The organism is Caulobacter sp. P1_D6 (genome assembly GCF_056406095.1).
Map to the genome: position 1 here is coordinate 136544 of NZ_JBFUAW010000011.1, position 20618 is coordinate 157161.

The 20618-nt window shown below is 67.8% G+C and carries 22 protein-coding genes and 4 tRNA genes; 5 read left to right on the forward strand and 21 right to left on the reverse strand.

Annotated features, from left to right (window positions below; all coding sequences use genetic code 11):
* Positions 1 to 45: 45 nt before the first annotated feature.
* The 11 genes from AC1DYP_RS08180 to AC1DYP_RS08230 form a co-directional block, all read right to left on the reverse strand.
* A tRNA-Pro gene (locus AC1DYP_RS08180) sits at positions 46 to 122 on the reverse strand.
* Positions 123 to 182: 60 nt separating this feature from the next.
* The gene (locus tag AC1DYP_RS08185) at positions 183 to 704 is read right to left on the reverse strand and encodes a DUF192 domain-containing protein (RefSeq protein ID WP_477045992.1); all 522 of its coding nucleotides are present in this window, start codon (positions 702 to 704) and stop codon (positions 183 to 185) included.
* A gap of 79 nt (positions 705 to 783) precedes the next feature.
* Positions 784 to 1386, reverse strand: a complete 603-nt coding sequence (cspD, locus tag AC1DYP_RS08190; protein WP_477035822.1) for a stationary phase survival cold shock domain protein CspD — start codon at positions 1384 to 1386, stop codon at positions 784 to 786.
* A 173-nt stretch (positions 1387 to 1559) separates the two neighbouring features.
* Positions 1560 to 1634, reverse strand: a tRNA-Glu gene (locus AC1DYP_RS08195).
* A gap of 54 nt (positions 1635 to 1688) precedes the next feature.
* Positions 1689 to 1763 (reverse strand) — tRNA-Glu (locus tag AC1DYP_RS08200).
* A 69-nt stretch (positions 1764 to 1832) separates the two neighbouring features.
* Complete coding sequence (gene recJ / locus AC1DYP_RS08205; protein ID WP_477045918.1) at positions 1833 to 3650, reverse strand: single-stranded-DNA-specific exonuclease RecJ; 1818 nt, start codon at positions 3648 to 3650, stop codon at positions 1833 to 1835.
* A 232-nt stretch (positions 3651 to 3882) separates the two neighbouring features.
* Positions 3883 to 4854 carry a class 1 fructose-bisphosphatase gene (locus AC1DYP_RS08210; RefSeq protein ID WP_477045919.1) on the reverse strand — a complete coding sequence of 324 codons (972 nt, stop codon included), beginning with the start codon at positions 4852 to 4854 and terminating at the stop codon, positions 3883 to 3885.
* A gap of 145 nt (positions 4855 to 4999) precedes the next feature.
* Positions 5000 to 5953 carry a class II fructose-bisphosphatase gene (gene glpX, locus AC1DYP_RS08215; protein ID WP_477045920.1) on the reverse strand — a complete coding sequence of 318 codons (954 nt, stop codon included), beginning with the start codon at positions 5951 to 5953 and terminating at the stop codon, positions 5000 to 5002.
* 53 nt (positions 5954 to 6006) lie between these two features.
* On the reverse strand, positions 6007 to 7296 hold the full coding sequence (locus tag AC1DYP_RS08220; protein WP_056460844.1) for a homoserine dehydrogenase: 1290 nt from the start codon (positions 7294 to 7296) through the stop codon (positions 6007 to 6009).
* 57 nt (positions 7297 to 7353) lie between these two features.
* Positions 7354 to 8574, reverse strand: a complete 1221-nt coding sequence (locus AC1DYP_RS08225; RefSeq protein WP_477035827.1) for an LL-diaminopimelate aminotransferase — start codon at positions 8572 to 8574, stop codon at positions 7354 to 7356.
* A 109-nt stretch (positions 8575 to 8683) separates the two neighbouring features.
* Positions 8684 to 9178 (reverse strand): hypothetical protein, encoded by a 495-nt coding sequence (locus tag AC1DYP_RS08230; RefSeq protein ID WP_477045921.1) that lies wholly within the window; start codon positions 9176 to 9178, stop codon positions 8684 to 8686.
* Positions 9179 to 9273: 95 nt separating this feature from the next.
* Between AC1DYP_RS08230 and AC1DYP_RS08235 the strand changes: the two genes are divergently transcribed.
* On the forward strand, positions 9274 to 11286 hold the full coding sequence (locus AC1DYP_RS08235) for a class I poly(R)-hydroxyalkanoic acid synthase (protein WP_477045922.1): 2013 nt from the start codon (positions 9274 to 9276) through the stop codon (positions 11284 to 11286).
* On the opposite strand, the gene AC1DYP_RS08240 is transcribed toward AC1DYP_RS08235, so the two are convergent.
* Entirely contained in the window at positions 11283 to 11639 is a 357-nt protein-coding gene (locus AC1DYP_RS08240; protein WP_477045923.1) for a putative quinol monooxygenase, read from the reverse strand. The two genes, AC1DYP_RS08235 and AC1DYP_RS08240, sit on opposite strands and share 4 nt — an antisense overlap.
* 75 nt (positions 11640 to 11714) lie before the next feature.
* Here AC1DYP_RS08240 and soxR point away from each other — a divergent pair, with 75 nt between their 5' ends.
* Positions 11715 to 12182, forward strand: a complete 468-nt coding sequence (gene soxR / locus AC1DYP_RS08245; RefSeq protein ID WP_477045924.1) for a redox-sensitive transcriptional activator SoxR — start codon at positions 11715 to 11717, stop codon at positions 12180 to 12182.
* Positions 12183 to 12274: 92 nt separating this feature from the next.
* Complete coding sequence (locus AC1DYP_RS08250; RefSeq protein WP_477045925.1) at positions 12275 to 12874, forward strand: DUF1287 domain-containing protein; 600 nt, start codon at positions 12275 to 12277, stop codon at positions 12872 to 12874.
* 19 nt (positions 12875 to 12893) lie between these two features.
* Here AC1DYP_RS08250 and argC read toward each other — a convergent pair whose 3' ends face one another.
* From argC to AC1DYP_RS08280, 6 genes are all read right to left on the reverse strand, one after another.
* Complete coding sequence (gene argC, locus AC1DYP_RS08255) at positions 12894 to 13841, reverse strand: N-acetyl-gamma-glutamyl-phosphate reductase (RefSeq protein WP_477045926.1); 948 nt, start codon at positions 13839 to 13841, stop codon at positions 12894 to 12896.
* A gap of 109 nt (positions 13842 to 13950) precedes the next feature.
* The gene (locus AC1DYP_RS08260; RefSeq protein ID WP_477045927.1) at positions 13951 to 14811 is read right to left on the reverse strand and encodes a hypothetical protein; all 861 of its coding nucleotides are present in this window, start codon (positions 14809 to 14811) and stop codon (positions 13951 to 13953) included.
* Positions 14812 to 14951: 140 nt separating this feature from the next.
* Positions 14952 to 15425 (reverse strand): 30S ribosomal protein S9, encoded by a 474-nt coding sequence (gene rpsI / locus AC1DYP_RS08265; protein WP_035079299.1) that lies wholly within the window; start codon positions 15423 to 15425, stop codon positions 14952 to 14954.
* A 3-nt stretch (positions 15426 to 15428) separates the two neighbouring features.
* Complete coding sequence (rplM, locus tag AC1DYP_RS08270) at positions 15429 to 15902, reverse strand: 50S ribosomal protein L13 (protein WP_028040416.1); 474 nt, start codon at positions 15900 to 15902, stop codon at positions 15429 to 15431.
* Positions 15903 to 16223: 321 nt separating this feature from the next.
* A complete protein-coding gene (locus AC1DYP_RS08275) occupies positions 16224 to 17723 on the reverse strand; it encodes an alkaline phosphatase (RefSeq protein WP_477045928.1) in 1500 nt (499 codons plus the stop codon).
* Between the two features lie 82 nt (positions 17724 to 17805).
* Complete coding sequence (locus AC1DYP_RS08280; RefSeq protein ID WP_477045929.1) at positions 17806 to 18837, reverse strand: COX15/CtaA family protein; 1032 nt, start codon at positions 18835 to 18837, stop codon at positions 17806 to 17808.
* 140 nt (positions 18838 to 18977) lie between these two features.
* Between AC1DYP_RS08280 and AC1DYP_RS08285 the strand changes: the two genes are divergently transcribed.
* Positions 18978 to 19241: a GlsB/YeaQ/YmgE family stress response membrane protein gene (locus AC1DYP_RS08285; protein ID WP_477035837.1), complete on the forward strand. Its 264-nt coding sequence runs from the start codon at positions 18978 to 18980 to the stop codon at positions 19239 to 19241.
* Positions 19238 to 19465 carry a DUF2842 domain-containing protein gene (locus tag AC1DYP_RS08290; RefSeq protein WP_477045930.1) on the forward strand — a complete coding sequence of 76 codons (228 nt, stop codon included), beginning with the start codon at positions 19238 to 19240 and terminating at the stop codon, positions 19463 to 19465. The genes AC1DYP_RS08285 and AC1DYP_RS08290 overlap by 4 nt, the downstream gene beginning before the upstream one ends.
* Positions 19466 to 19683: 218 nt before the next feature.
* Here the strand turns inward: AC1DYP_RS08290 and AC1DYP_RS08295 are convergent.
* From AC1DYP_RS08295 to AC1DYP_RS08305, 3 genes are all read right to left on the reverse strand, one after another.
* Positions 19684 to 19760, reverse strand: a tRNA-Pro gene (locus tag AC1DYP_RS08295).
* A gap of 85 nt (positions 19761 to 19845) precedes the next feature.
* Positions 19846 to 20274, reverse strand: coding sequence for a MerR family transcriptional regulator (locus tag AC1DYP_RS08300; protein ID WP_477045931.1), 429 nt, complete (start codon positions 20272 to 20274; stop codon positions 19846 to 19848).
* Between the two features lie 13 nt (positions 20275 to 20287).
* Complete coding sequence (locus AC1DYP_RS08305; RefSeq protein WP_029915189.1) at positions 20288 to 20590, reverse strand: integration host factor subunit alpha; 303 nt, start codon at positions 20588 to 20590, stop codon at positions 20288 to 20290.
* Between the last annotated feature and the right edge of the window lie 28 nt (positions 20591 to 20618).

Consider the following 20618-nt stretch of genomic DNA (forward strand, 5'->3'; position numbering starts at 1 on the left):
AGCCTCTCCGGTCGATCGTCACCCCTTGTGGAAAGGGGGTCTAGGTGGTCGGAGCGGCAGGATTTGAACCTGCGACCCTCTGGTCCCAAACCAGATGCGCTACCAGGCTGCGCTACGCTCCGAAACACCGAGCGGGTGCTCTACAGGGCTTCGTCGCCGGGAGCAAACGGAACGGGCGCCCTTCAGCCCTTCGGGAAGATTTTGTTGAGCACCCGGTCGCCCGGCAGGATGCCCAGCTGGGCGGCGCGGCCGCCGGGGATTTCGAGCACGCCGCGAATGATCCCGCCCGAGGGCAGCGGCGTCTCGTCGTGCGGCACGGCGTTGCGGGCGATCGACAGCACCCGGCCGTCGGGCGCGATGTAGAGGATGTCCAGCGGGATCAGAGTGTTCTTCATCCAGAACGCCGCCCGCTGGGGCGGATTGTAGGGGAACAGCATGCCGCGGTCGGGGGCCAGCGACTTGCGGAACATCAGCCCCCGCTGCTGCTCGGCCTTGGTGACTGCCAGTTCGACGGTGAACTTGACCCGTCCCCGGCTGGTCAGGATTTCGACCGTGTCGAGCTTGGCCGAGGATGCGGCCGCGGCGGGCCTGGGCTTGGCCTGCCGGGCCTGGACCGGAGCGGCGATCAGGGCGCTCGAGATCAGGGCAAGGGCGACCAGCGCCAGGGCGTGTCGCCCGATCGTCTTCAGGCCGATCGTCGTCATCAAGCTCACGCGCGCCTCATCATCCTCGCCGCGTCCCGCGACGCGGCGATCCTACGACGTCACGCGCCGATGGCGAAAGTCAGTCTTCTCCCGGGGTGATCTCGGCCACCACCAGGCCCTTGGGGCCCTCGGCGAAGCGCACCATCACGTCGTCGCCGGGCTGCAGGTCTTCCAGCCCCCCGCGACGCAGGGTCTCGATGTGCACGAAGATGTCGCCCGGCTGGCCGTCGCGAACGACGAAGCCGTAGCCCTTGGTGCGGTTGAACCACTTGACCTTGGCGCGCTCGGCCGGCCCCACCGGCTCCAGCGTCTGGCGGCCGCTGTCGACGCCCGATCGGAAGTGGTCGCGACGCAGGCCCATGCCGCCGTCGCCGAACGACCGCTTGGGCCGCTCCATCGGCGCGCTGGCGGCGCTTTCGTCCAGATCCACGACCTCGGACACCTGCCAGCCCTTGGGACGCTTGACCACGTCGCAGACGATGATGGCGCCTTCCAGCGCGGTCTCCCGACCACAGTTGCGCAGGGACGTGACGTGCAGCAGCACGTCCTTCAGGCCCGTCTGGCCCGGATCGTCGGGGACGATGAAACCGTACCCCTTCCCCGTATCAAACCACTTCACGCGACCGCTGATACGCACGAATTCCTCATGCGATCCCGAGTCCTCGAAATCGAAACCAGACATTCCGCCCCTCTGGCTCGCCCAGACAGCCCAGGGGGCGAGCACCACAGAATAACACTGTTCTCGCGATAGGAGAGCCGTCAATAACCAATTGACGTCACAGGGCCATTGGAACCCCCGCGCGACATTTCGTCGCAGCGGCTAGACCGACATAAACCTGAAATGTCCGTGGTGGGTGGTAGTCCCTAGGGGAGTCGAACCCCTCTCTCCAGAATGAAAATCTGGCGTCCTAACCGATAGACGAAGGGACCACGGCGCCTGCATTAGGCGGGTATTCGCATGTAAAGTCTAAGTAGGCTTCGCGGTGGTAGTCCCTAGGGGAGTCGAACCCCTCTCTCCAGAATGAAAATCTGGCGTCCTAACCGATAGACGAAGGGACCACGTGGCCGCGAAGAGCAGGCGATATACAAAGCTTCCCCCCAGGGCGCAAGCGACTGAGAGCAGTTTTTTCAAGTCATTCGCATGCGGGGGTCGGCGACGTCCTCGATCTCCAGCTGCACCCCTTCACGGCCCATATAATCGTCCGGTTTCAGACGGCCCACGACGTGCAGCGCGCCGCCGCCGGCCAGCAGGCGCTCGCCCAGGGAGGTCTCGGCCGAGCGCCAGGAGATCGCCTTGATTCGGTCGCCCGACGGTCCGACCAGGTCGACGCGCACGTGGCCGCCCTTCATCGCCATCATCCGCTCGGGGCGAACGCCGGCCAGGGCGAACATCGGCTCGGGATTGCCGGGACCGAATGGCGCGAGCTGCTGGAACTCCGTCCAGAGGGCGCGATTGGCGGCCCGGGGCTGGACCAGGGCGTCGATATCCACGCCCTCGACGCCCACCGCCTCCATCTCGCCGGCCAGGCGCTCTTCCAGGAAGGCGCGGAACTCTGGGATGGAATCCGGACGGATCGACAGGCCCGCCGCCATGGCGTGGCCGCCGCCGGCCATCAGCAGGCCCGCCTCGAACGCCGCCTGGATCGCCGCGCCCAGGTTGACGCCGGGCTGCGAGCGGCCCGAGCCCTTGCCGACATTGGCGGCGCGATCGATGCCGATCACCACCACCGGCTTGCGATAGCGCTCGCGCAGGCGGCCGGCGACGATGCCGATCACCCCGGGGTGCCAGCCCTCCCCGGCCACCACGATCACCGGGGCGTCGGGATTGAAGTTGCTGCCGCGCTCCAGCATCGCGGCGGCTTCCTCGACCACGCCCGCCTCGACCGCCTTGCGCTCGGTGTTGAGGCCGTCCAGCTCCTCGGCCAGGGCCTGGGCCTCGATCGGGTCGTCCGTGGACAACAGGCGGGCGCCGAGGTCGGAACGACCGATCCGTCCGCCGGCGTTGATCCGCGGGCCTAGAATAAAGCCGGCGTGGAACACCGAGGCCGGACCGGAGCCTTTGCCCACCTCGAACAGCGCTTTCAGGCCCGGATTGCCCCAGCTGGACATGGTCCGCAGGCCCAGGGTCGTCAGGGCGCGGTTGAAGCCAACGAGCTGGGTGACGTCGCAGACCTCGCCCATGGCCACTAGGTCCAGCCATTGGCGCAGGTCCGGCTGCGGGCGGTCCTCGGTGAACAGGCCGCGCTTGCGGGCCTCGCGGTTCAGGGCGGCCAGCAGGACGAAGGTCACGCCGGCGGCGGCCAGCACCCCCTGCCCGCTCTGGCAGCCCGGACGGTTGGGATTGACCACGGCGGCGGCGGCCGGCGGGTCCTCGCGCATCAGGTGGTGGTCGATCACCACCACTTCGAGGCCGATGGTGGCGGCGCTGGCGATGGCGTCATAGGCCGCCGCCCCGCAGTCCAGGGTGACGACCAGCTCGGCGCCGGTGTCGCGGATGGTCTTGAAGGCCGCCGGGCTGGGGCCGTAGCCCTCGGTCAGGCGATCGGGAATGTAGATGGGCAGCTCGACGCCCATGTAGCGGAACCAGCGCACCAGCTGGGCGGCGCTGGTGGCGCCGTCGACGTCGTAGTCGGCGAACACCATGGTCGAGCGGCCGCTTTCAAGCGCGTCGATCAGGATCTCGGCGGCCCGGTCCATGTCGGTGAAGCTGGACGGATCGGGGAACAGCGCCTTCAGCGTCGGCCGCAGATAGTGCTCGGCCGCGTCGACGCCCACGCCGCGCGAGGCCAGGGCCCGGGCCAGGGGCTCGGACAGGCCGTGGACCTGCTGGTGGCTGCGCGCCGCCGCCGCGTCGCCCGGCCGCTCACGCCAGGCCCGGCCGCTGATCGAACGGGAGACGTCGAGGAAGTGGCCCGTCTCGAGCGGGATGTGTCCGTCGGCGGCCATGGCTCAGCCCTCCCGCGCGGGAAAGCGGCCGGAAATGCGGAGCTTGGCTGTCGTGGTCATCTCCCGAACCTACGCCTGTTGGCGGATTCGCTCCATGCGGCGCGAGCGTGGAAGATAGGGCGCGGGTGCGTCAGAAACGGACGCGCCACCGGGGGACATGCCCTTGCGGCGTGTCCCCATCGGCAGGCGCGGCGCTTGTACAGGGGACACGCCACAAGGGCATGTCCCCGGCTTAAGCCGACAACTCCGCCACCAACACCACCTCGTTGGCCGAACCCAACACCACCGGCACGCGCTGGTGCAGCTTGGTCGGCTGGATGTCGAGGATCGGGTTCACGCCGTCGGTCGACTGGCCGCCGGCTCGCTCGACGATCAGCGACATCGGGTTGGCTTCGTAGAGCAAGCGCAGCTTGCCCGGCTTATCTGGCTCGCGGGCGTCCCACGGGTACATGAAGATCCCGCCGCGCATCAGGATGCGGTGGACGTCGGCCACCATCGAGGCGACCCAGCGCATGTTGAAGTTCTTGCCGCGCGGGCCCGACTTGCCTTGCAGGCAGCCGTCGATATAGGCGCGCACCGGCGCGGCCCAGTGGCGCTGGTTGGACATGTTGATCGCGAACTCGGCGGTGTCGGCCGGGATCGACACGGTCTGGTGGGTCAGCCGCCAGGCGCCGTCGGCGTCCAGCGTGAAGCCGACCACGCCCTTGGACAGGGTCAGCACCAGCATGGTCTGGGGCCCGTAGACCGCATAGCCGGCGGCGACCTGCTGGCGGCCGGGCAGCAGGAAGTCGGCCTCGGTGGGCGCGACGCCGGCCGGCGCGGGCAGGATCGAGAAGATCGTGCCGACCGACACGTTGACGTCGATATTGCTGGAGCCGTCCAGCGGATCGAAGGTCACCAGGAAGCCGCCGACGGCCCCGGTGGTCTCGATCACCTCCAGCTCCTCGGACGCCAGACCCGCCACCAGCGGACAGTCGTTCAACGCGTCGCGCAGGATGTCGTTGGTGATGATGTCGAGCTTCTTCTGCTCTTCGTCCTGGACGTTGACCCGGCCGGCCGCGCCCAGGCTGCCGGAGATCGCGCCCGAGGCCACGACCTTGCTGATCTGGGCGCAGGCGCCGGCGATCGCGGTGACGACGGCCTTCACCTCGTCGCCAGCGGGCTCCTGGGCGAGCCATCCGGCGAGATCGGTCAGCGTGGTCATACAGGGCCTCGTAGGGAGAAAAGGATTCGCGGGCGACCTTAGCGGAAGGCCGGGGCCTTTTCCGCCGATTGATCGGAAAAGGCCTCTAAATCATGGCTTTGACGCAGTTTGACGACGACGGCGGCAGCCTCGTCGAAAAATGCCCCTAGGCTTTCCGCTTCATGCGCACTTCGCGCACCGTGCCGGTCGACGAGTTCATGACCAGCGTATGGGTGTGGACGAAACCGTCCTTGTAGGTCACCCCGTCCAGCAGGTTGCCCCAGGTGACGCCGGTGGCCGCGAAGATCGCGTCGTCGCGGACGATCTCGTGCAGGTCGTACTTCTTGTCGAGCTCGGTGATGCCCCACTTGGCCGCCCGGGCGCGCTCGTCGCCGTTGCGGAACAAGAGGCGGCCCTGGAACTGGCCCCCGACGCATTTCAGCGCCGCGCAAGCGAGCACGCCCTCGGGCGCGCCGCCGGAGCCGACATAGAGGTCGATGCCGGTCGAGGGATCGGTCGTGGCGATCACGCCGGCCACGTCGCCGTCGGTGATCAGATAGACCCGCGCGCCCACCGAGCGGACGCTGGCGATGATCTCGGCGTGACGGGGGCGGTCCAGCACGCAGACGGTGATGTGCTCGGGATCGACGCCCTTGGCGGCGGCCACGGCCCTGATGTTGTCGGCGGGCGACTTGTCCAGGTCGATCACCCCGGCCGGCAGGCCCGGTCCGCAGGCGATCTTGTCCATGTAGGTGTCGGGGGCGTTCAGCAGGCTGCCCTTGGGCGCCCAGGCCATGACGGCCAGCGCGTTGGGCATGGCCTTGGCCGTCAGGGTGGTGCCTTCCAGCGGGTCCAGGGCGATGTCGATGGCGGGGCCCTGCCCCGTGCCGACCTTCTCGCCGATATAGAGCATGGGCGCTTCGTCGCGCTCGCCCTCGCCGATCACGATCTCGCCGTCGATCGCCAGTTCGTTCAGAGCGTTGCGCATGGCGTCGACGGCGGCCTGGTCAGCCGCGATCTCGTCGCCCCGGCCCACCATCGTCCACGAGGCGATGGCGGCGGCTTCGGTCACGCGGACCGCGTCCAGGACCAGCGAACGGTCCAGGGTCTTCGAACTCATCAACGTCTCCCAGCCTATGCGAGGCTTTCCTTGCCGACCGCTTGGCGCGGTTCTCAGATGCGCGCGACGCGCAAAAGGCGGGGACGCTCTAGCACGGCGTGCAGTTTTTCGATGCGACTAATCGCGTCGAGGAGATTGGATTCGGGAGTCGCATGCGTGACGAGCACGATCGGAACGCCCCCCGCGCCCTCGACGGGTTTCTGCAGGAAGCTGTCGATCGAGACCGTGCATTCGGCCAGGGTCTCGGAGATGGCGGCGATGGCGCCGGGCTCGTCGCGGACCATGATCCGCAGATAGGCCTTGCCCACCGAACGGGCCGGATCGACGGCCACGAACGGCTTCAGCTGGCCGGCCGGAGCCTGGAACACCGGGCGCTTGGCGCCGGTCATCACGTCGGCGATGTCGGCGGCCACGGCGGCGGCGGTCGGGCCCGCGCCCGCGCCCGGCCCCTGGATGAAGATCCGGCCGATCCGCTTGCCCTCGATGAACAACGCGTTGAGCGCCCCGCCGGCCTGGGCAAGCGGATGCTCCAGCGGGACCAGCGACGGATGCACCTTCACCGACACGCCGTCGTCGCTCTTGGCGGCGCCGGCCACCAACTTGATGCGGTAGCCGAGGTCCTTGGCCAGCTTGATGTCCAGCAGTTCGACGTCGCTGATGCCCTCGATCTCGGCGGCGCCGAAGTCGGGGGCGCAGCCGAAGGCCAGGGCGGCCAGGATGCTGATCTTGTGGCCGGCGTCGAAGCCGCCGACGTCCATGGTCGGATCGGCCTCGGCATAGCCCAGGCCCTGGGCCTCGCGCAGCACGTCGGCGAAGTCGCGGCCGGTCTTCTCCATCTCGCTGAGGATGAAGTTGCAGGTGCCGTTGAGGATGCCGGCCACGCCGATCACCTCGTCGCCGACCATGGCCTCGCGCAGCATCTTAACGGCCGGCGTGCCGCCCATGACGGCCGCTTCGAACAGCAGCGGCGCGTCGTTGGCCTCGGCCAGGGCGGCCAGTTCCGCGCCATGCTCGGCGATAAGGGCCTTGTTGGCGGTGACCACCGGCTTGCCCAGCTTCAGGGCGGCCTCGACGGCGGCCTTGGCCGGGCCGTCGCTGCCGCCGACCAGTTCGACGAACAGGTCGACGTCCGGCGACGAGGCCAGGGCGACCGGATCGTCGAACCAGGTCAGGCCCGAGATGTCGACCGTGCGCGGCCGCGACTTGGAGCGGGCCGAAACCGCCGTCACCACGGCCCGATCGCCGGCGGGGGCGAAGTCCGGTTGCTCGGCCAGGAACTGCAACAGCCCTCCGCCGACGGTGCCGAGGCCGGCGACGCCGACGCGCCAGGTTTTCTGGGTCATGCTTGCATTCCTAGTTCGATCGGCCGTGCGACGCCCCTACCCTTTCGGGTCGGCGGCTCAGACCTGTTCCATCTTGTTGTGCGCCTTGGCCAGGATGGTGTCGGCGTTGGCGATGAACTTCTTGACGTTGCGGGCGGCCTGCTTGATCCGCTGCTCGTTCTCGACGAGGCCGATGCGGACATAGCCCTCGCCGTATTCGCCGAAGCCGATGCCGGGAGCCACGGCGACGCCGGCCTCCTCGATCAGCAGGCGCGAGAACAGCATCGAGCCGGCGGCTTCGAACTGCGGGGGGATCTTGGCCCAGGCGAACATCGAGGCCGGCGGATTGGGAATTTCCCAACCGGCGCGTTTCATCGACGACACCAGGGTGTCGCGACGGCCTTTATAGATGGCGCGGATCTCGTCGACGCAGTCCTGGGGGCCGTTCAGCGCGGCGGCCGCGGCCACCTGCACCGGGGTGTAGGCGCCGTAGTCCAGGTACGACTTCACCCGGGCCAGGGCCGCGCAGATGCGGGCGTTGCCGACCACCATGCCCACGCGCCAGCCGGCCATGGCGTAGGTCTTCGACAGCGAGTTGACCTCGACGGCGATGTCCTTGGCCCCGTCGACCTGCAGGATCGAGGGCGGCGGGTTGTTGTCGAAATAGATCTCGCCATAGGCCACGTCGCTGATCACCAGCAGCTCGTGCTTCTTGGCTAGGGCGACGGCGTCCTTGTAGAAGTCCAGGTCCACCCACTGGGCGGTCGGGTTGGACGGATAGGACAGGATCAGCACGCTGGCGGGCGGCACCGAGTGCTTGGCCGCGCGGCTGATGTTGGACAGGTACTGCTCAGGGCTGAGGGCCGGCACGTGGCGGATGACGCCGCCGGCCATGATGAAACCGAAGGCGTGGATCGGATAGGCCGGGTTCGGGCAGATGACCACGTCGCCCGGGGCGGTCAGGGCCTGGGCCAGGTTGGCGAAGCCTTCCTTGGACCCCAGGGTGGCGATCACCTCGGTGTCGGGGTTCAGCTTCACGCCGAACCGGCGGCCGTAGTAGCCGGCCATGGCCTTGCGCAGGCCGGCGATGCCCTTGGACGCCGAATAGCGGCCGGCCTTCGGGTCGCGCGCGGTTTCGATCAGCTTGTCGACGATGTGCTTGGGCGTGGGCATGTCGGGATTGCCCATCCCGAAGTCGATGATGTCGGTGCCCTCGGCGCGCAGGCGCGCCTTGATCTTGTTCACCTCTTCAAAGACGTAGGGCGGGAGGCGACGGATACGGTGGAAATCGGAGGTCATGGAATGCTCATTGCGCCGCAGCGGCGCGCCGGGAGCGGATGTCGGGCATGGATAGACCCCGGGCGGGGTATAGCCAAGCCAGTTACGGGAATTTTATGCCTCCGTCGCCCTATTGGGGCTTGGACGGAGGCGCAGTAGCTCGGTCGCGCGCCGCCTTTGCGAAGGCTTCGGTCGCGGCGCGGTCGGCGTCGGTGGGGATGTCGCTCGGCGGGGCCTTGCCCAGCTTGCGGGCCTTGGACGCGTAGCCTTCGGTGTCGGACAGGGTCCAGGTGCCGGGCGCGGTGTCGCGCTTCAGCTTGTCGGCGGCCACCTTTTCGGCGCCGACGGCCTTCTTGAACTCGACGGGCGTGCGCACGTCGGTCGGGATCGGCGGAATGTCGATGAAGCGCGGCAGGTCGGCGTGCTTGGAATCCTTGGCCGCGGCGTTGGCGGCGGCGGCCACGGGCGAGCTGGGATCGGCCGGCGGCGGCGAGAACGGCGACATCGAGGACATCGACGACGCGCACGCGGTCAGTCCCGCCAGCAGGCCCACAGTCAGGCTGACTTGGGCCGCGCCGCGAAAGAGTACGCCGAGACGCACGATTTTACCGGTTTCGTCGTTCATCTTGTCTCAGGTCTTATGCGATGATCGCGGCGAGCGAAAGGCCATCCACGCCGCCAAGGTGAGATGGCCCAAGACAAGACGGCGGAAGGAAGTCCATGGCCACGACCGAAACCTCCCCCAAACCGCGCAAAAAGCCCGCCGCCAAGGCGGACGCGGCGCCGAGCGCCGCCAAGGCCAAGAGCAAGGCCGCGCCGAAGGTTCCGCCGAAAGTCGATCCGCAACCGGACTCCCGCGCCCGGGCCGCCGAATCGGCGACCCGGGCCGGACGCGCCGAGCCGCCGCCGGTTTCCAGCGCCCTGCCCGACTTCGAGGCCTTCCTGTCGCCCGACCAGCGCCAGATGCTGGAGACTCTGTCGGCCAATCTGGCCCGCGCCGCCGTCACCGCCCAGGGCGCGATCGCCGAGGCCGCCCTGCGCCAGGCCGACCGTCCCGCCGCCCTCAGCCCCGATCCCTTCCACGTCGGTCCGGCCTTCAACGAGGTGATGACCAGCCTGGCCGCCCAGCCCGACCGGCTGCTGCGCGCCCAGGCCGATCTGTTCAGCCGCTACATGGATCTGTGGCAGTCCGCCGCCCGCAAGATGACCGGCGAGCCGACCCAGCCCGTGGTCTCCCCCGCCCAGGGCGACAAGCGGTTCAGCGACCCTGACTGGGCGTCCAACCCGATGTTCGACATGATGAAGCAGAGCTATCTGCTATCGTCGAACTGGCTGAACGACCTGGTCTCGCAGGCGCAGGGCGTGGATCCGAACGTCAAGCGCCGGGTCGAGTTCTTCACCAAGATGCTGACCGACGCCTTCTCGCCGTCGAACTTCCTGATTTCCAATCCCGCCGCCCTGCGCGAGGTGATGCAGAGCAAGGGCGAGAGCCTGGTGCGCGGCATGGAGAACTTCGCCGCCGACCTGGAGCGCGGCGGCGGGCAGCTGGCGATCAGCCAGACGGACCTGGCCAAGTTCAAGGTCGGCGAGAACGTCGCCACGGCGCCGGGCAAGGTGGTCTACCAGAACGACATCCTGCAGCTGCTGCAGTTCGCGCCGACCACCGAGACGGTGCACGAGATCCCGCTGCTGATCTTCCCGCCGTGGATCAACAAGTTCTACATCCTGGACCTGCGGCCCGAGAACTCGATGATCCGCTGGCTGACGGCCCAGGGCTTCACGGTGTTCGTGGCCTCGTGGGTCAATCCCGACAGCCGCCAGGCCGACAAGACCTTCGAGGACTACATGTTCGAGGGGATCTATGACGCCACCCAGCAGGTCATGACCCAGACCGGCGTCAACAAGGTCAACACCGTCGGCTACTGCATCGGCGGCACGCTGCTGTCGTGCGCCCTGGCCCACATGGCCGCCAAAGGGGATAAAAGGATAAGTTCGGCCACCTTCTTCGCCGCCCAGCAGGATTTCTCCGAGGCCGGCGACCTGCTGCTGTTCACCGACGAGGCCTGGATCAAGACCATCGAGGAGCAGATCGACCGCCAGGGCGGCTACCTGCCCAGCCAGTCCATGGCCGACACCTTCAACAGCCTGCGCGGCAACGACCTGATCTGGTCGTTCTTCATCAACAACTACCTGATGGGCAAGGAGCCGCGGCCGTTCGACCTGCTGTTCTGGAACGCCGACCAGACGCGCATGCCCAAGGCGCTGCACCTCTACTACCTGCGCAACTTCTACAAGGACAACGCCCTGACCCAGGGCCGCCTGACCCTGGGCGACGAGAAGCTTGACCTGTCGAAGGTCAAGACGCCGATCTATGTGCAGTCGTCCAAGGACGACCACATCGCCCCCTATCGCAGCGTCTATCGCGGCGCGCGGGCGTTCGGCGGGCCGGTGACCTTCACCATGGCTGGCTCGGGCCATATCGCCGGGGTGATCAACCATCCGGACGCCAACAAGTACCAGCACTGGACCAACGAGCACCTGCCCGGCTCGGTCGAGGGCTGGCGAGCCGGCGCGGTCGAGCATCCCGGCTCGTGGTGGCCGCACTGGGCGACCTGGCTGAAGGCCAAGTCGGGCAAGCAGGTCCCAGCCCGCGACCCGGCCAAGGGCGTCCTCAAGCCGATCGAGGACGCCCCCGGCAGCTATGTGCGGGTGCGGTCGAACGCGGCCAGCTAGATCAGGCCCACTTCGTAGGCCAGCTCGACCGGCATCGCCTCGGCGCGGTCGATCAGCGGCTGCACGCGTTCCAGGTGCTCGGTGAAACGCGGATCGCGGCGAAAACGCTCGGCGTCCTGGGCCGTGTCGAACGACGAGATCAGCACCACCACGCCCTTGGCCGGCGACTGCAGCATCCGGCTGCCGCGCACGCCCTGGACCTGGCCGCGCACCCGCATGAACTGATCGTGCTGCAGGGCGACGAACTCGTCGAACTTGCCGGGCTTGGTCTGGATGATGCTGACGCTGAAGACCGGCGGATCGGACAAGGCGGCGGCGACCGCGGCGCGGTCGGGGACGGTCAGAGTGGTCATGCTGGCTCCTGAAGGGCGTTGCCGTGGAAGGAGCCCCCCGTGTAAAACCTCAACCAAAGTTGAGGTCAAGCGCGAATGTCCAAGCCCGATTTCGCCGTCCCGGGCGGCACGCTGAGCGTCGGCGAAGTGGCCCGGCGCAGCGGCGTGGCGGTCTCGACCCTGCATTTCTACGAGACCAAGGGCCTGATCTTCAGCCTGCGGACCGAGGGCAACCAGCGCCGCTATCCGCGCGGAATCCTGCGCCGGGTGGCGGTGATCAAGGTCGCCCAGCGCACCGGCATCCCCCTGGCCTCGATCCAGGCGGCGCTGGCGGCCCTGCCCCAGGGTCGAGCGCCGACCGCCGAGGACTGGGCCGAGCTGTCGCGCGCGTGGCGGGCCGAACTGGACGAGCGCATCCGGAGCCTCACCCAGCTTCGCGACCAGCTGGACGACTGCATCGGCTGCGGCTGCTTGTCCCTGAAGACCTGCCCGCTGCGAAACCCGCAGGACGCCCTGGGCGCCCAGGGGGCCGGGCCGCGCCTTCTGGAGCCCGACGCGGGCTAGCGCCACGTCGTCGACCCATGTTCGCCTAAAACTCGCCGGGATTCTGGTGGAGCTTTCCGGACATGGGACTCAACCGCCGGACCGCACTAGGGATGCTGGTCGCGACGCCGATCTTCGGCGTGGGCGAGGTCTTGGCGCGTCCGGTTCCGGCGTCCGGCGGCGAACGCCTGGCCCAAGCCGCGCGTGAGCAGGTGGGCGTCACCAAGGCCTACGATCCCAGCTATCGCGCCATCCCCTACCCCAACGGCGACGTGCTGCGCTCGACCGGCGTCTGCGCCGACGTGGTTGTGCGCGCCGCGCGCGACGCCTGGCGGGCCGACCTGCAGCAGCTGATCCATGAGGACATGACTCGAAGTTTCGACGCCTACCCCTCGCGGCGCGCCTGGGGGCTGAAGGGGCCGGACTCCAACATCGACCATCGCCGGGTGCTGAACCTGGAGACCTACCTGACCCGCCAGCGCGCCCGGGTGGCGGCCGCGCCGCCCAAGGCCGCCGGCGACAGCTTCGACGACCCGCGCCCCGGCGACATCCTGACCTGGCGGGTCTGGGGCGGTCGCCCGCACATCGGCGTGGTCAGCGAAGGCCCCGAGCGGGTGCGGATCGTCCACAACATCGGCTGGGGCGCCAAGGAGGAGCCACTGTGGATGTTCAAGCTCCACACGGCGGTGGGGCACTATCGCTGGCGGGCGTGAGGCGCCCGAGACGCGGAGCCTAGAGCCCCGCGCCTTCCTTCAGGCCCAGCATCAGGTTCAGGTTCTGGACCGCTGCGCCGGACGCGCCCTTGCCCAGGTTGTCAAGCAAAGCCACCAGGCGGACCTGGCCGCTGTTTTCCGAGCCGAACACGAACAGCTTCAGGCGGTTGGTGTTGTTCAGCCCCTCGGGATCCAGCGTGACCAGGCTCTTGGCCTCGTGCAGCGACGCCACCTCGACAAAGGCTTCGCGGGCGTAGTGGTCGGCCAGGGCCTCGTGGATCTCGGTCATCGAGACGCTGCCGTTCAGCATGCCCAGATGCAGGGGCAGCTCGACCAGCATGCCCTGGGCATAGCGCCCCACGGCCGGGGTGAAGATCGGCCGGGTCAGCAGGCCGCCGTGGGCCTGGATCTCGGGCAGGTGCTTGTGGTTCAGCCCCGTGGCGTAGATCCGGTACGGAACCTTGGTGTAGTTGGGCGAGCTCTCGTCCTCGAACTCGGCGATCATCGCCTTGCCGCCGCCGCTGTAGCCCGACACGGCGTTGAACGAGATCGGCAGGTCGGCCGCGATGATGTCGGCGCTGACCAGCGGCCGGGCCAGGGCGATGGCGCCGGTCGCGTAGCAGCCGGGGTTCGACACCCGGGTCGACTTGGCGACCTTGCCGCGTTGCTCCTCGTCCAGTTCGGGGAAGCCGTAGGTCCAGCCGGCCGCGGTGCGGTGGGCGGTCGAGGCGTCGATCACCTTGACCTTCGGGTCCTCGATCAGCGCCACGGCTTCCTTGGCCGCGTCGTCAGGCAGGCACAGGATCACGGCGTCGGCGCCGTTCAGCATCGCCTTGCGAGCCTCCGGGTCCTTGCGCTTGTCAGGATCGATCGAGACCAGCTGCAGGTCCTTGCGGCCGACCAGACGCTCACGGATCTGCAACCCGGTGGTGCCTGCTTCGCCGTCGATGAAGACCTTGGGGGCCATGCGCCCTCCCGTAACCCGAACTTGAGGAGCGGACGATCTAGCCTACTCCGATGGGGAGCGAAACGGGTCTTTAAGCCACGCCTGGGCGGTTTTGTTGCGCCGCAGCGACTTAAGCGACCGCGCCGGATCCCGGAACCATCCTGGCGATGGCCTGTGACAGTATTCGCGTACCGTCTCCGAGCGCGTCCAGATTGTCGCTGTCGACGAAGAACGCGTCCTCATAGGCCTCGTCGTCATAGGCGTTGAGCACCTTGATCGGCAGGGTCCAGGGGAACAGGTCGACCGCCTCGATCAGCTCGCGGAAGAGAACGCTGGAGCGGGTGTTCAGCGTGTCTCGGTAGCGCGAGGTCACCGGCGGGATGACGACGGTCACCTGGTGCCCCAGGCGATTGGCCAGGGCCAGGATCTTCAGCAGGTAATAGTCGGCGCCGGACTCGTAGTTGTTCTTGATGTGCGACAACAGGCGGGCCTGGAACGCCGAGGCCGCGGCCGCGACCTGGTCGTTCGGCAGGAAGCCGGCGCGACCGTCCAGCTTGGCGGTCTCCTCGATCAGGGTGGCGGCCATGCCGTCCTGCAGTTGCTGGGTCAGGGCCTGCGCCAAGCGGGTCAGGGGCTCGGACTGGTATTCGACGTCCAGATCGAACAGCGCGCTGCACAACGGACCGATCTCGCTCTCGTCGGGGCTGTGCTCCAGCACGCGGCCGGGCGAGAACACCGAATAGAACAGCACCAGGTTCTTCAGGTTCGGACAGAGCGTGATCGTTCGCTGATACAGAGAATGGCAGTGCTTCAGGTCCAGCGACCGGTAGCAGAGATTGAACGAATTGGGGACGTAGGCCGGGTCGAAGCCGTGGTCGCCGTGCGACGAGCCCAGGACGATGGTCTCCAGCGTGTCGCGCGCCTGCTCCAGCATGACGCGCTTGGCGCCCAGCGGCAGGATCGACTCCCGGACGGCCTGACTGACTTCCATGACGCCCTCGAGATCCGCTGCGGGATGGAAGCGTGACCGCGGCCATCGAACGGGCGGCAAGGTACCGGCAGATTCGGGGTTTCAGGCAAAAAAAGAGGCCGCGGAAACCGCGGCCTCTTTCTTCGAGGAACTTGAAACGCTTAGCGCTTCGAGAACTGGAAGGAGCGGCGGGCCTTGGCCTTGCCGTACTTCTTACGCTCGACGACGCGGCTGTCGCGGGTCAGGAAGCCGTGCGGCTTCAGCAGGGTGCGCAGGCCGGGCTCGTAGTAGGTCAGGGCCTTGGACAGGCCGTGACGCACGGCGCCGGCTTGGCCCGACAGGCCCGAGCCTTCCACGGTGACGACGACGTCGAACTGGCCCAGGCGGTCGGTGACCTCCAGGGGCTGGGCGATCATCATGCGCAGCACGGGGCGAGCGAAATAGACTTCCTGGTCACGACCGTTGATCGTGATCGAGCCCTTGCCCGGCTTGATCCAGACGCGAGCGATCGCGTTCTTGCGCTTGCCGGTCGCGTAGGCGCGGCCTTGGGCGTCGATCTTGGGTTCGGCGGGAGCGGCAGCTTCCGGGTTGCTGGACAGGCTGGCCAGCGCGTCAAAGCCTTGAGCTTCAGACATGACTTAGGCGCTCCGGGTGTTCTTGGCGTTGCGCGAAGCGAAATCGATCACTTCAGGGCTCTGCGCTTGGTGCGGGTGCTCACCATTATTGTAGATGAGCAGGTGGGTCAGTTGCTTGCGGGCCAAGGGGCTTTCCTTGGGCAGCATGCGCTCGACGGCCTTTTCGAGGACGCGTTCCGGGAAGCGGCCTTCCAGCAGCTTGCGCGGGGTGGTCGACTTGACGCCGCCCGGGTGACCGGTGTGGCGGTAGTAAACCTTGTCGTCCAGCTTCTTGCCGGTGAACTTCACCTTGTCGGCGTTGATGACGACGACGAAGTCGCCGCAGTCAACGTGCGGGGTGTAGTCGGGACGATGCTTGCCGCGAAGACGCATGGCGATGAACGTCGCCAGACGACCGACAACGGCGTCCTGGGCGTCGACCACGATCCACTTCTTCTCGACCTCGGCGGGCTTCAGGGAAGCCGTGGTCTTTTGCATGGGATTGATCCGTATTCCTTGTGCGTCGGGGGCCAAGGAAAGCGGCTCCGTCTGCGTGAGGGGCGGCAGGTACAGGAGCGTTCGCGGCCTGTCAACAATGCGCGCGCAGAAAACTCCGCAAACCCTTACAGGACAAGGGATTTCGTGATTAGGTATTATGATACCGCATTATACCGTCCGTCATCCTCGGACTTTTCCGAGGACCCCGGCCTCAGCCGCCCCTGAAACGCAGAACGGGGCGCCGCGAACGCAGCGCCCCCTCCCTCACCTATGCGGAAGCCGACAAAGGGGTCCTCGGGACAAGCCCGAGGATGACGATCTCTATTGAGCGTCGAAGCCGTAGGCGTGGCGCATGACCTGGTAGAGGAAGCTCTCCTCGACCACGCCGTGGACCAGATAGGCGCCGGGCCCGTCGGCGAACACGCCCACGTCCTCGCCCGAGTGGGCCGAGCTGCCCAGGAACGCCGTGGCGTTCTGGTGGTAGTCGATGTCGTCGGTGTCTTCCTTGGTCGGGTCGGCGCGCAGGTTCGAGCCCTCAGGGCCGCCGGGGCCGGTGGCGAAGCTCAGCACGGTGTAGGGCTTGCCGTCGCCGGCCATGATCGGCTCGCCCTCGTTGCCGGCCAGGCCCAGGATCGGGCTGTTGCGGGCGGCGTAGCCCGAGATCACCAGGCCGTGGCTGTGGTCGGCGGTGACGATCACCAGGGTGTCGTCCAGGTTCACCTTGTCCAGAACCGCCTGGATCGCCTTGGAGAACTCGACCGTCTCGGTCAGGGTCCGCTTGGCGTTGTTCAGGTGGCTGCCCATGTCGATCTTGCCGCCCTCGACCAGCAGGAAATAGCCCTTGGGGTTCTTCGACAGCAGGTCGACGGCCTTGGTGGCCATGGCCGCCAGCGTCGGCACGCCCTCGCCCAGGATCGGCCGCTCGACCTCGTAGGGCAGGTGTTCGTTGGCGAACAGGCCCAGCACCGGACCGGTCTTGGCCGGGTCCAGCGCCGCCAGCTGGGCGTCGGTGGTGACATAGGCGGCGTTCGGGGCCTTCAGCCACTCGGCGGTCAGGTCGCGGCCGTCGGCGCGCTTGCCGTCCTTGGCCTCGGGCAGGAAGCGCGAGCGCCCTCCCCCCAGCGCAACGTCCAGGCGGATGCCGGCCGGGGCCTCGACCAGCTGGCGGGCGATGTCCGTGCAGCCGGCGGCCAGGGCGTCGGTGGGCATGTCGCCGTCGCCTTCCCAGTCGCGATAGGCGGTGTGGGCGTAGGTCCCGGCCGGAGTGGCGTGGGTGATGCGGGTGGTGGTGACCGCGCCCGCCGACAGGCCGTGGGCCTTGGCCAGTTCGGCGATGGTCTCGACGCGCTGGCCGGCCTCGGTCTCGCACTTCTCGGGGATCGTCACGCCGGTCAGGCCGATGATCTTGTTGCGGGTCTTCACGCCGGTGGTGATGGCGGTGATGCCCGCGGCGCTGTCGGTCACCTGGGTGTCGTGGCTGTAGGTCTTGGACAGGGCCGTCCAGGGCAGCTTCTCGAACGACAGCGAATTGCTCTCGCCGTCGACGCCGCGCTGCTGGCCTTCATAGATGCGGCTGGCGACCACGGTGGAGATGCCCATGCCGTCGCCCAGGAACAGGATGACGTTCTTGGCCTTGCCGGTGCGTGGATTGACCGTCAGGGCCTTGGCCAGGGCGGCCTGGCCGGCCTGGTAGTAGGCGTCGCCGGGCGCGGCGTTGGCCACGGGGGCCGGCTTCGGGGCGGGCTTGGGCGCGGCGTGGACGACGGCGGGCGCGGCGGCCAGGAGCATGGCTCCGGCGAGAAACAGGGGGGCGCGGATCACGGTAAGCTCCAGCTGGGACATCGCTCGTCCTGTGCTGTGTTTTCGTGACAGTTCGTTGTGCGCCCCTGTGGAAAGCCTCGCCCTAGGATCTTCTGACCCGCCAGGCGAAGGCCGTGGCCGTGGCCAGCAGGATCGCCGCCCCGGCCTGGTGCAGCACGCCCAGGGCCAGCGGCACGGCGGCCATCAGGGTCCAGATGCCCAGGCCCGCCTGCAGGCAGACGACGCCGACCAGCACGAAGGCCGTCAGCTTGGCCTCCTCCGGCAAACGGCGCGAACGGCTCGCGGCCACGCCGATGACGATGGCGGCGATGAACAGGGCGTAGGCCATCAGCCTGTGGTGCAGCTGCACCGCGCCCTGGCTGTGGGCGATCGTGCCCCAGAAGCCGTGGCCGGCGTATTCGGCCGGGATCAGCGCGCCGTTCATCAGCGGCCAGTCGTTGTAGACCAGACCCGCGTCGTTGCCGGCCACCAGGGCGCCCAGCAGGCTCTGGAAGAACACCGCGCCCAGGAAGCCCAGGGCCCAGCCACGCCAGTCGGTGCGTTCCTCGATGCGGGGCGAGCCGGACCAGGCGTCCAGGGCGGTCCACACCAGGGCGACGAACAGGATCAGGGCCAGGCCCAGGTGGATCATCAGCCGCTCGGGCGCCACCGAGACCCGCTCGGACAGGCCGCTGGACACCATCCACCAGCCGACCAGCCCCTGCAGGCCGCCCAGGCCGAACAGCACGGCGCAGCGCCAGATCAGGCGGCGCGGGATCATCCGGCGGACCAGGAAAAACACGAATGGGATGGCGAACGCCGCCCCGACCAGCCGGCCCAGCAACCGGTGCGCCCACTCCCACCAGAAGATGCCCTTGTAGGCCTCCAGCGTCATGCCGGCGTTGACCAGCCTGTACTGCGGGATCTTCTTGTAGAGCTCGAAATTGGCCCGCCAGGCCTCGTCCGACATCGGCGGCAGCGCGCCCATGATCGGCTTCCACTGGGTGATCGACAGGCCCGAGTCGGTCAGGCGCGTCGCGCCCCCGACCACCACCATGCCAAACACCAGGACGGCCACCACGAACAGCCAGATGGCCACGGGCCTTGAACGATCGGAACGCAAAAAGGACGTCATGACAGCCGGAAAGAACGTCAGTTGAGGGCCGAAATACGGCGAAGCCTTGCCGTACGCCTGACGCGCGGCTTCGTCCATGGCCTCATGACGCGTAAGGCCTCGCGTGCGATGATGCGGGGTCGCGGGGGTCGGAGAACATCATGAGCGGGGTTGGCGTTTTCGTGGCCGTGGTGATCGGCATCCTGGCCGGCTATGTCGCTGACCTGGTGCTGGCCCGCCGGCACGCGCTGTTCACCAAGCTCTTGATCGGCGTCGTCGGTTCGTTCATCGGAACCTTCATCGCCCAGCGGCTGGACTTCCGGTTCGACGGCTTCCTCGGCAGCCTGCTGGTCTCCAGCGTGGGCGCGATCTTCTTCCTGGCCGTTCTCGGCATTGTTTCGAGCATCTTCCGGAGACCCGCTTGAGCGCTCCCCTCATTCCCGCCCGCTTGCGCAAGCTGATCGGCGGGATCGGCATCATGGCCTTCCTGGCCGCCTGGATCTGGGCCTTCACCAGCCTCTACGACTACCTGCCGAACAATCGCGCCGTGCACCTGATCTATTTCGTGATCGCGGGCATGGGCTGGGGCTTGCCGCTGATGCCGCTGATGTCCTGGATGGGCAAGGCTGATAAGCGGATTGGTCAGTAGCTCACTGAACTTGCCCCCACCTGGCGGCTTCGCCGCCTGTCCGCCCCCATAGGGGGCGGAGGACGCCCCGCAACGCCCCTCTTCCCCCTGTGGGGGAAGACGATCGCGAAGCGATCCGTAGGGGGCAAGTGTTCGCCGCTGCGAATGCCGGAAACGAAAAAGGCCGCCCCGGAGGGCGGCCTTTCCATTCTTCCGGTCTCATTCCCCACGGGGAGGAATGGTCGGAGCGACAGGATTCGAACCTGCGACCCCTTGACCCCCAGTCAAGTGCGCTACCAGGCTGCGCCACGCTCCGATCCGGAAGGAGCGCCCTTATAGGTGCGAGCCTTGCCGGGGGCAATGGGATTTCTCGGGCAATTCCCAGGGATTTGAAGCGGCCTTCAGAGGCCCCGCAAAAGCCCGTCCAGCCGGGCTTTGACGGCCTGCAGGTCGTCCAGCGCCATGACCAGACGATCCCGCGCCTCTTCGGCCAGCTCGCCGTGCGGAGACGAATCGACGGCCGCGGCGGCCAGGACGTCCAGAGAGGCCGAGCCGTTGTCGCCCAGGCCCGCGGCGATCACATGGGTCAGGCCCTGCTCGCGGTGCAGTTTCTGCACGCCTTTGATGGTGTAGCCCTCGGCGTGCAGCAGGGCGCGCACGCCGCTCAGCACGGCGATGTCCTGCGGGCGATAGAACCGCCGCCCGCCGGCCCGCTTCATCGGGCGAATGAACGAGAACTTGGTTTCCCAGAAGCGCAGGACGTGCTGCGGCACGCCCAGCTCGTCGGCGGCTTCTGAAATCGTGCGGAAGGCGTTGGGCCCCTTCGCCACCGCATGATTTCCCTTAGCCGCCCAAGGCGCGGTCGATTCGCGCCTTCATGACTTGCGAGGCCCGGAAACCGATCACCCGGCGGGGCTCGATCTCGGCGGGCTCTCCCGTCTTGGGATTGCGGCCCATGCGGGCCCGCTTGTCGCGCACCTGGAAGACGCCGAAACCGGAAAGCTTGACCGTTTCGCCCTGTTCCAGCGCCTCGGCGACCAGATCCAGGGTGCGTTCGACCAGGCCCGCGCAATCCTGGCGGGTCAGCCCGACTTCCTCGTGGACCGCCTCGCAGAGATCGGCCCGGGTCAATGTCGCGCCTTTCATGACGCCCCCTTACGCTTGATTGACAAAC

Excerpts from the sequence above, each read along its gene's own strand:
- AC1DYP_RS08185 (WP_477045992.1), bottom strand. The coding sequence starts at position 704 with ATGACGACGATCGGCCTGAAGACGATCGGGCGACACGCCCTGGCGCTG.
- AC1DYP_RS08230 (WP_477045921.1), bottom strand. The coding sequence starts at position 9,178 with ATGAACGACGAAACCGGTAAAATCGTGCGTCTCGGCGTACTCTTTCGC.
- AC1DYP_RS08210 (WP_477045919.1), bottom strand. The coding sequence starts at position 4,854 with ATGACCACGCTGACCGATCTCGCCGGATGGCTCGCCCAGGAGCCCGCT.
- AC1DYP_RS08260 (WP_477045927.1), bottom strand. The coding sequence starts at position 14,811 with ATGGAAGTCAGTCAGGCCGTCCGGGAGTCGATCCTGCCGCTGGGCGCC.
- cspD (WP_477035822.1), bottom strand. The coding sequence starts at position 1,386 with ATGTCTGGTTTCGATTTCGAGGACTCGGGATCGCATGAGGAATTCGTG.
- AC1DYP_RS08285 (WP_477035837.1), top strand. The coding sequence starts at position 18,978 with ATGAGCGGGGTTGGCGTTTTCGTGGCCGTGGTGATCGGCATCCTGGCC.
- soxR (WP_477045924.1), top strand. The coding sequence starts at position 11,715 with ATGTCCAAGCCCGATTTCGCCGTCCCGGGCGGCACGCTGAGCGTCGGC.
- AC1DYP_RS08240 (WP_477045923.1), bottom strand. The coding sequence starts at position 11,639 with ATGACCACTCTGACCGTCCCCGACCGCGCCGCGGTCGCCGCCGCCTTG.
- glpX (WP_477045920.1), bottom strand. The coding sequence starts at position 5,953 with ATGAGTTCGAAGACCCTGGACCGTTCGCTGGTCCTGGACGCGGTCCGC.
- AC1DYP_RS08225 (WP_477035827.1), bottom strand. The coding sequence starts at position 8,574 with ATGACCTCCGATTTCCACCGTATCCGTCGCCTCCCGCCCTACGTCTTT.
- argC (WP_477045926.1), bottom strand. The coding sequence starts at position 13,841 with ATGGCCCCCAAGGTCTTCATCGACGGCGAAGCAGGCACCACCGGGTTG.
- recJ (WP_477045918.1), bottom strand. The coding sequence starts at position 3,650 with ATGGCCGCCGACGGACACATCCCGCTCGAGACGGGCCACTTCCTCGAC.
- AC1DYP_RS08250 (WP_477045925.1), top strand. The coding sequence starts at position 12,275 with ATGCTGGTCGCGACGCCGATCTTCGGCGTGGGCGAGGTCTTGGCGCGT.
- rplM (WP_028040416.1), bottom strand. The coding sequence starts at position 15,902 with ATGCAAAAGACCACGGCTTCCCTGAAGCCCGCCGAGGTCGAGAAGAAG.
- AC1DYP_RS08220 (WP_056460844.1), bottom strand. The coding sequence starts at position 7,296 with ATGACCCAGAAAACCTGGCGCGTCGGCGTCGCCGGCCTCGGCACCGTC.
- AC1DYP_RS08235 (WP_477045922.1), top strand. The coding sequence starts at position 9,274 with ATGGCCACGACCGAAACCTCCCCCAAACCGCGCAAAAAGCCCGCCGCC.
- AC1DYP_RS08305 (WP_029915189.1), bottom strand. The coding sequence starts at position 20,590 with ATGAAAGGCGCGACATTGACCCGGGCCGATCTCTGCGAGGCGGTCCAC.
- rpsI (WP_035079299.1), bottom strand. The coding sequence starts at position 15,425 with ATGTCTGAAGCTCAAGGCTTTGACGCGCTGGCCAGCCTGTCCAGCAAC.
- AC1DYP_RS08280 (WP_477045929.1), bottom strand. The coding sequence starts at position 18,837 with ATGACGTCCTTTTTGCGTTCCGATCGTTCAAGGCCCGTGGCCATCTGG.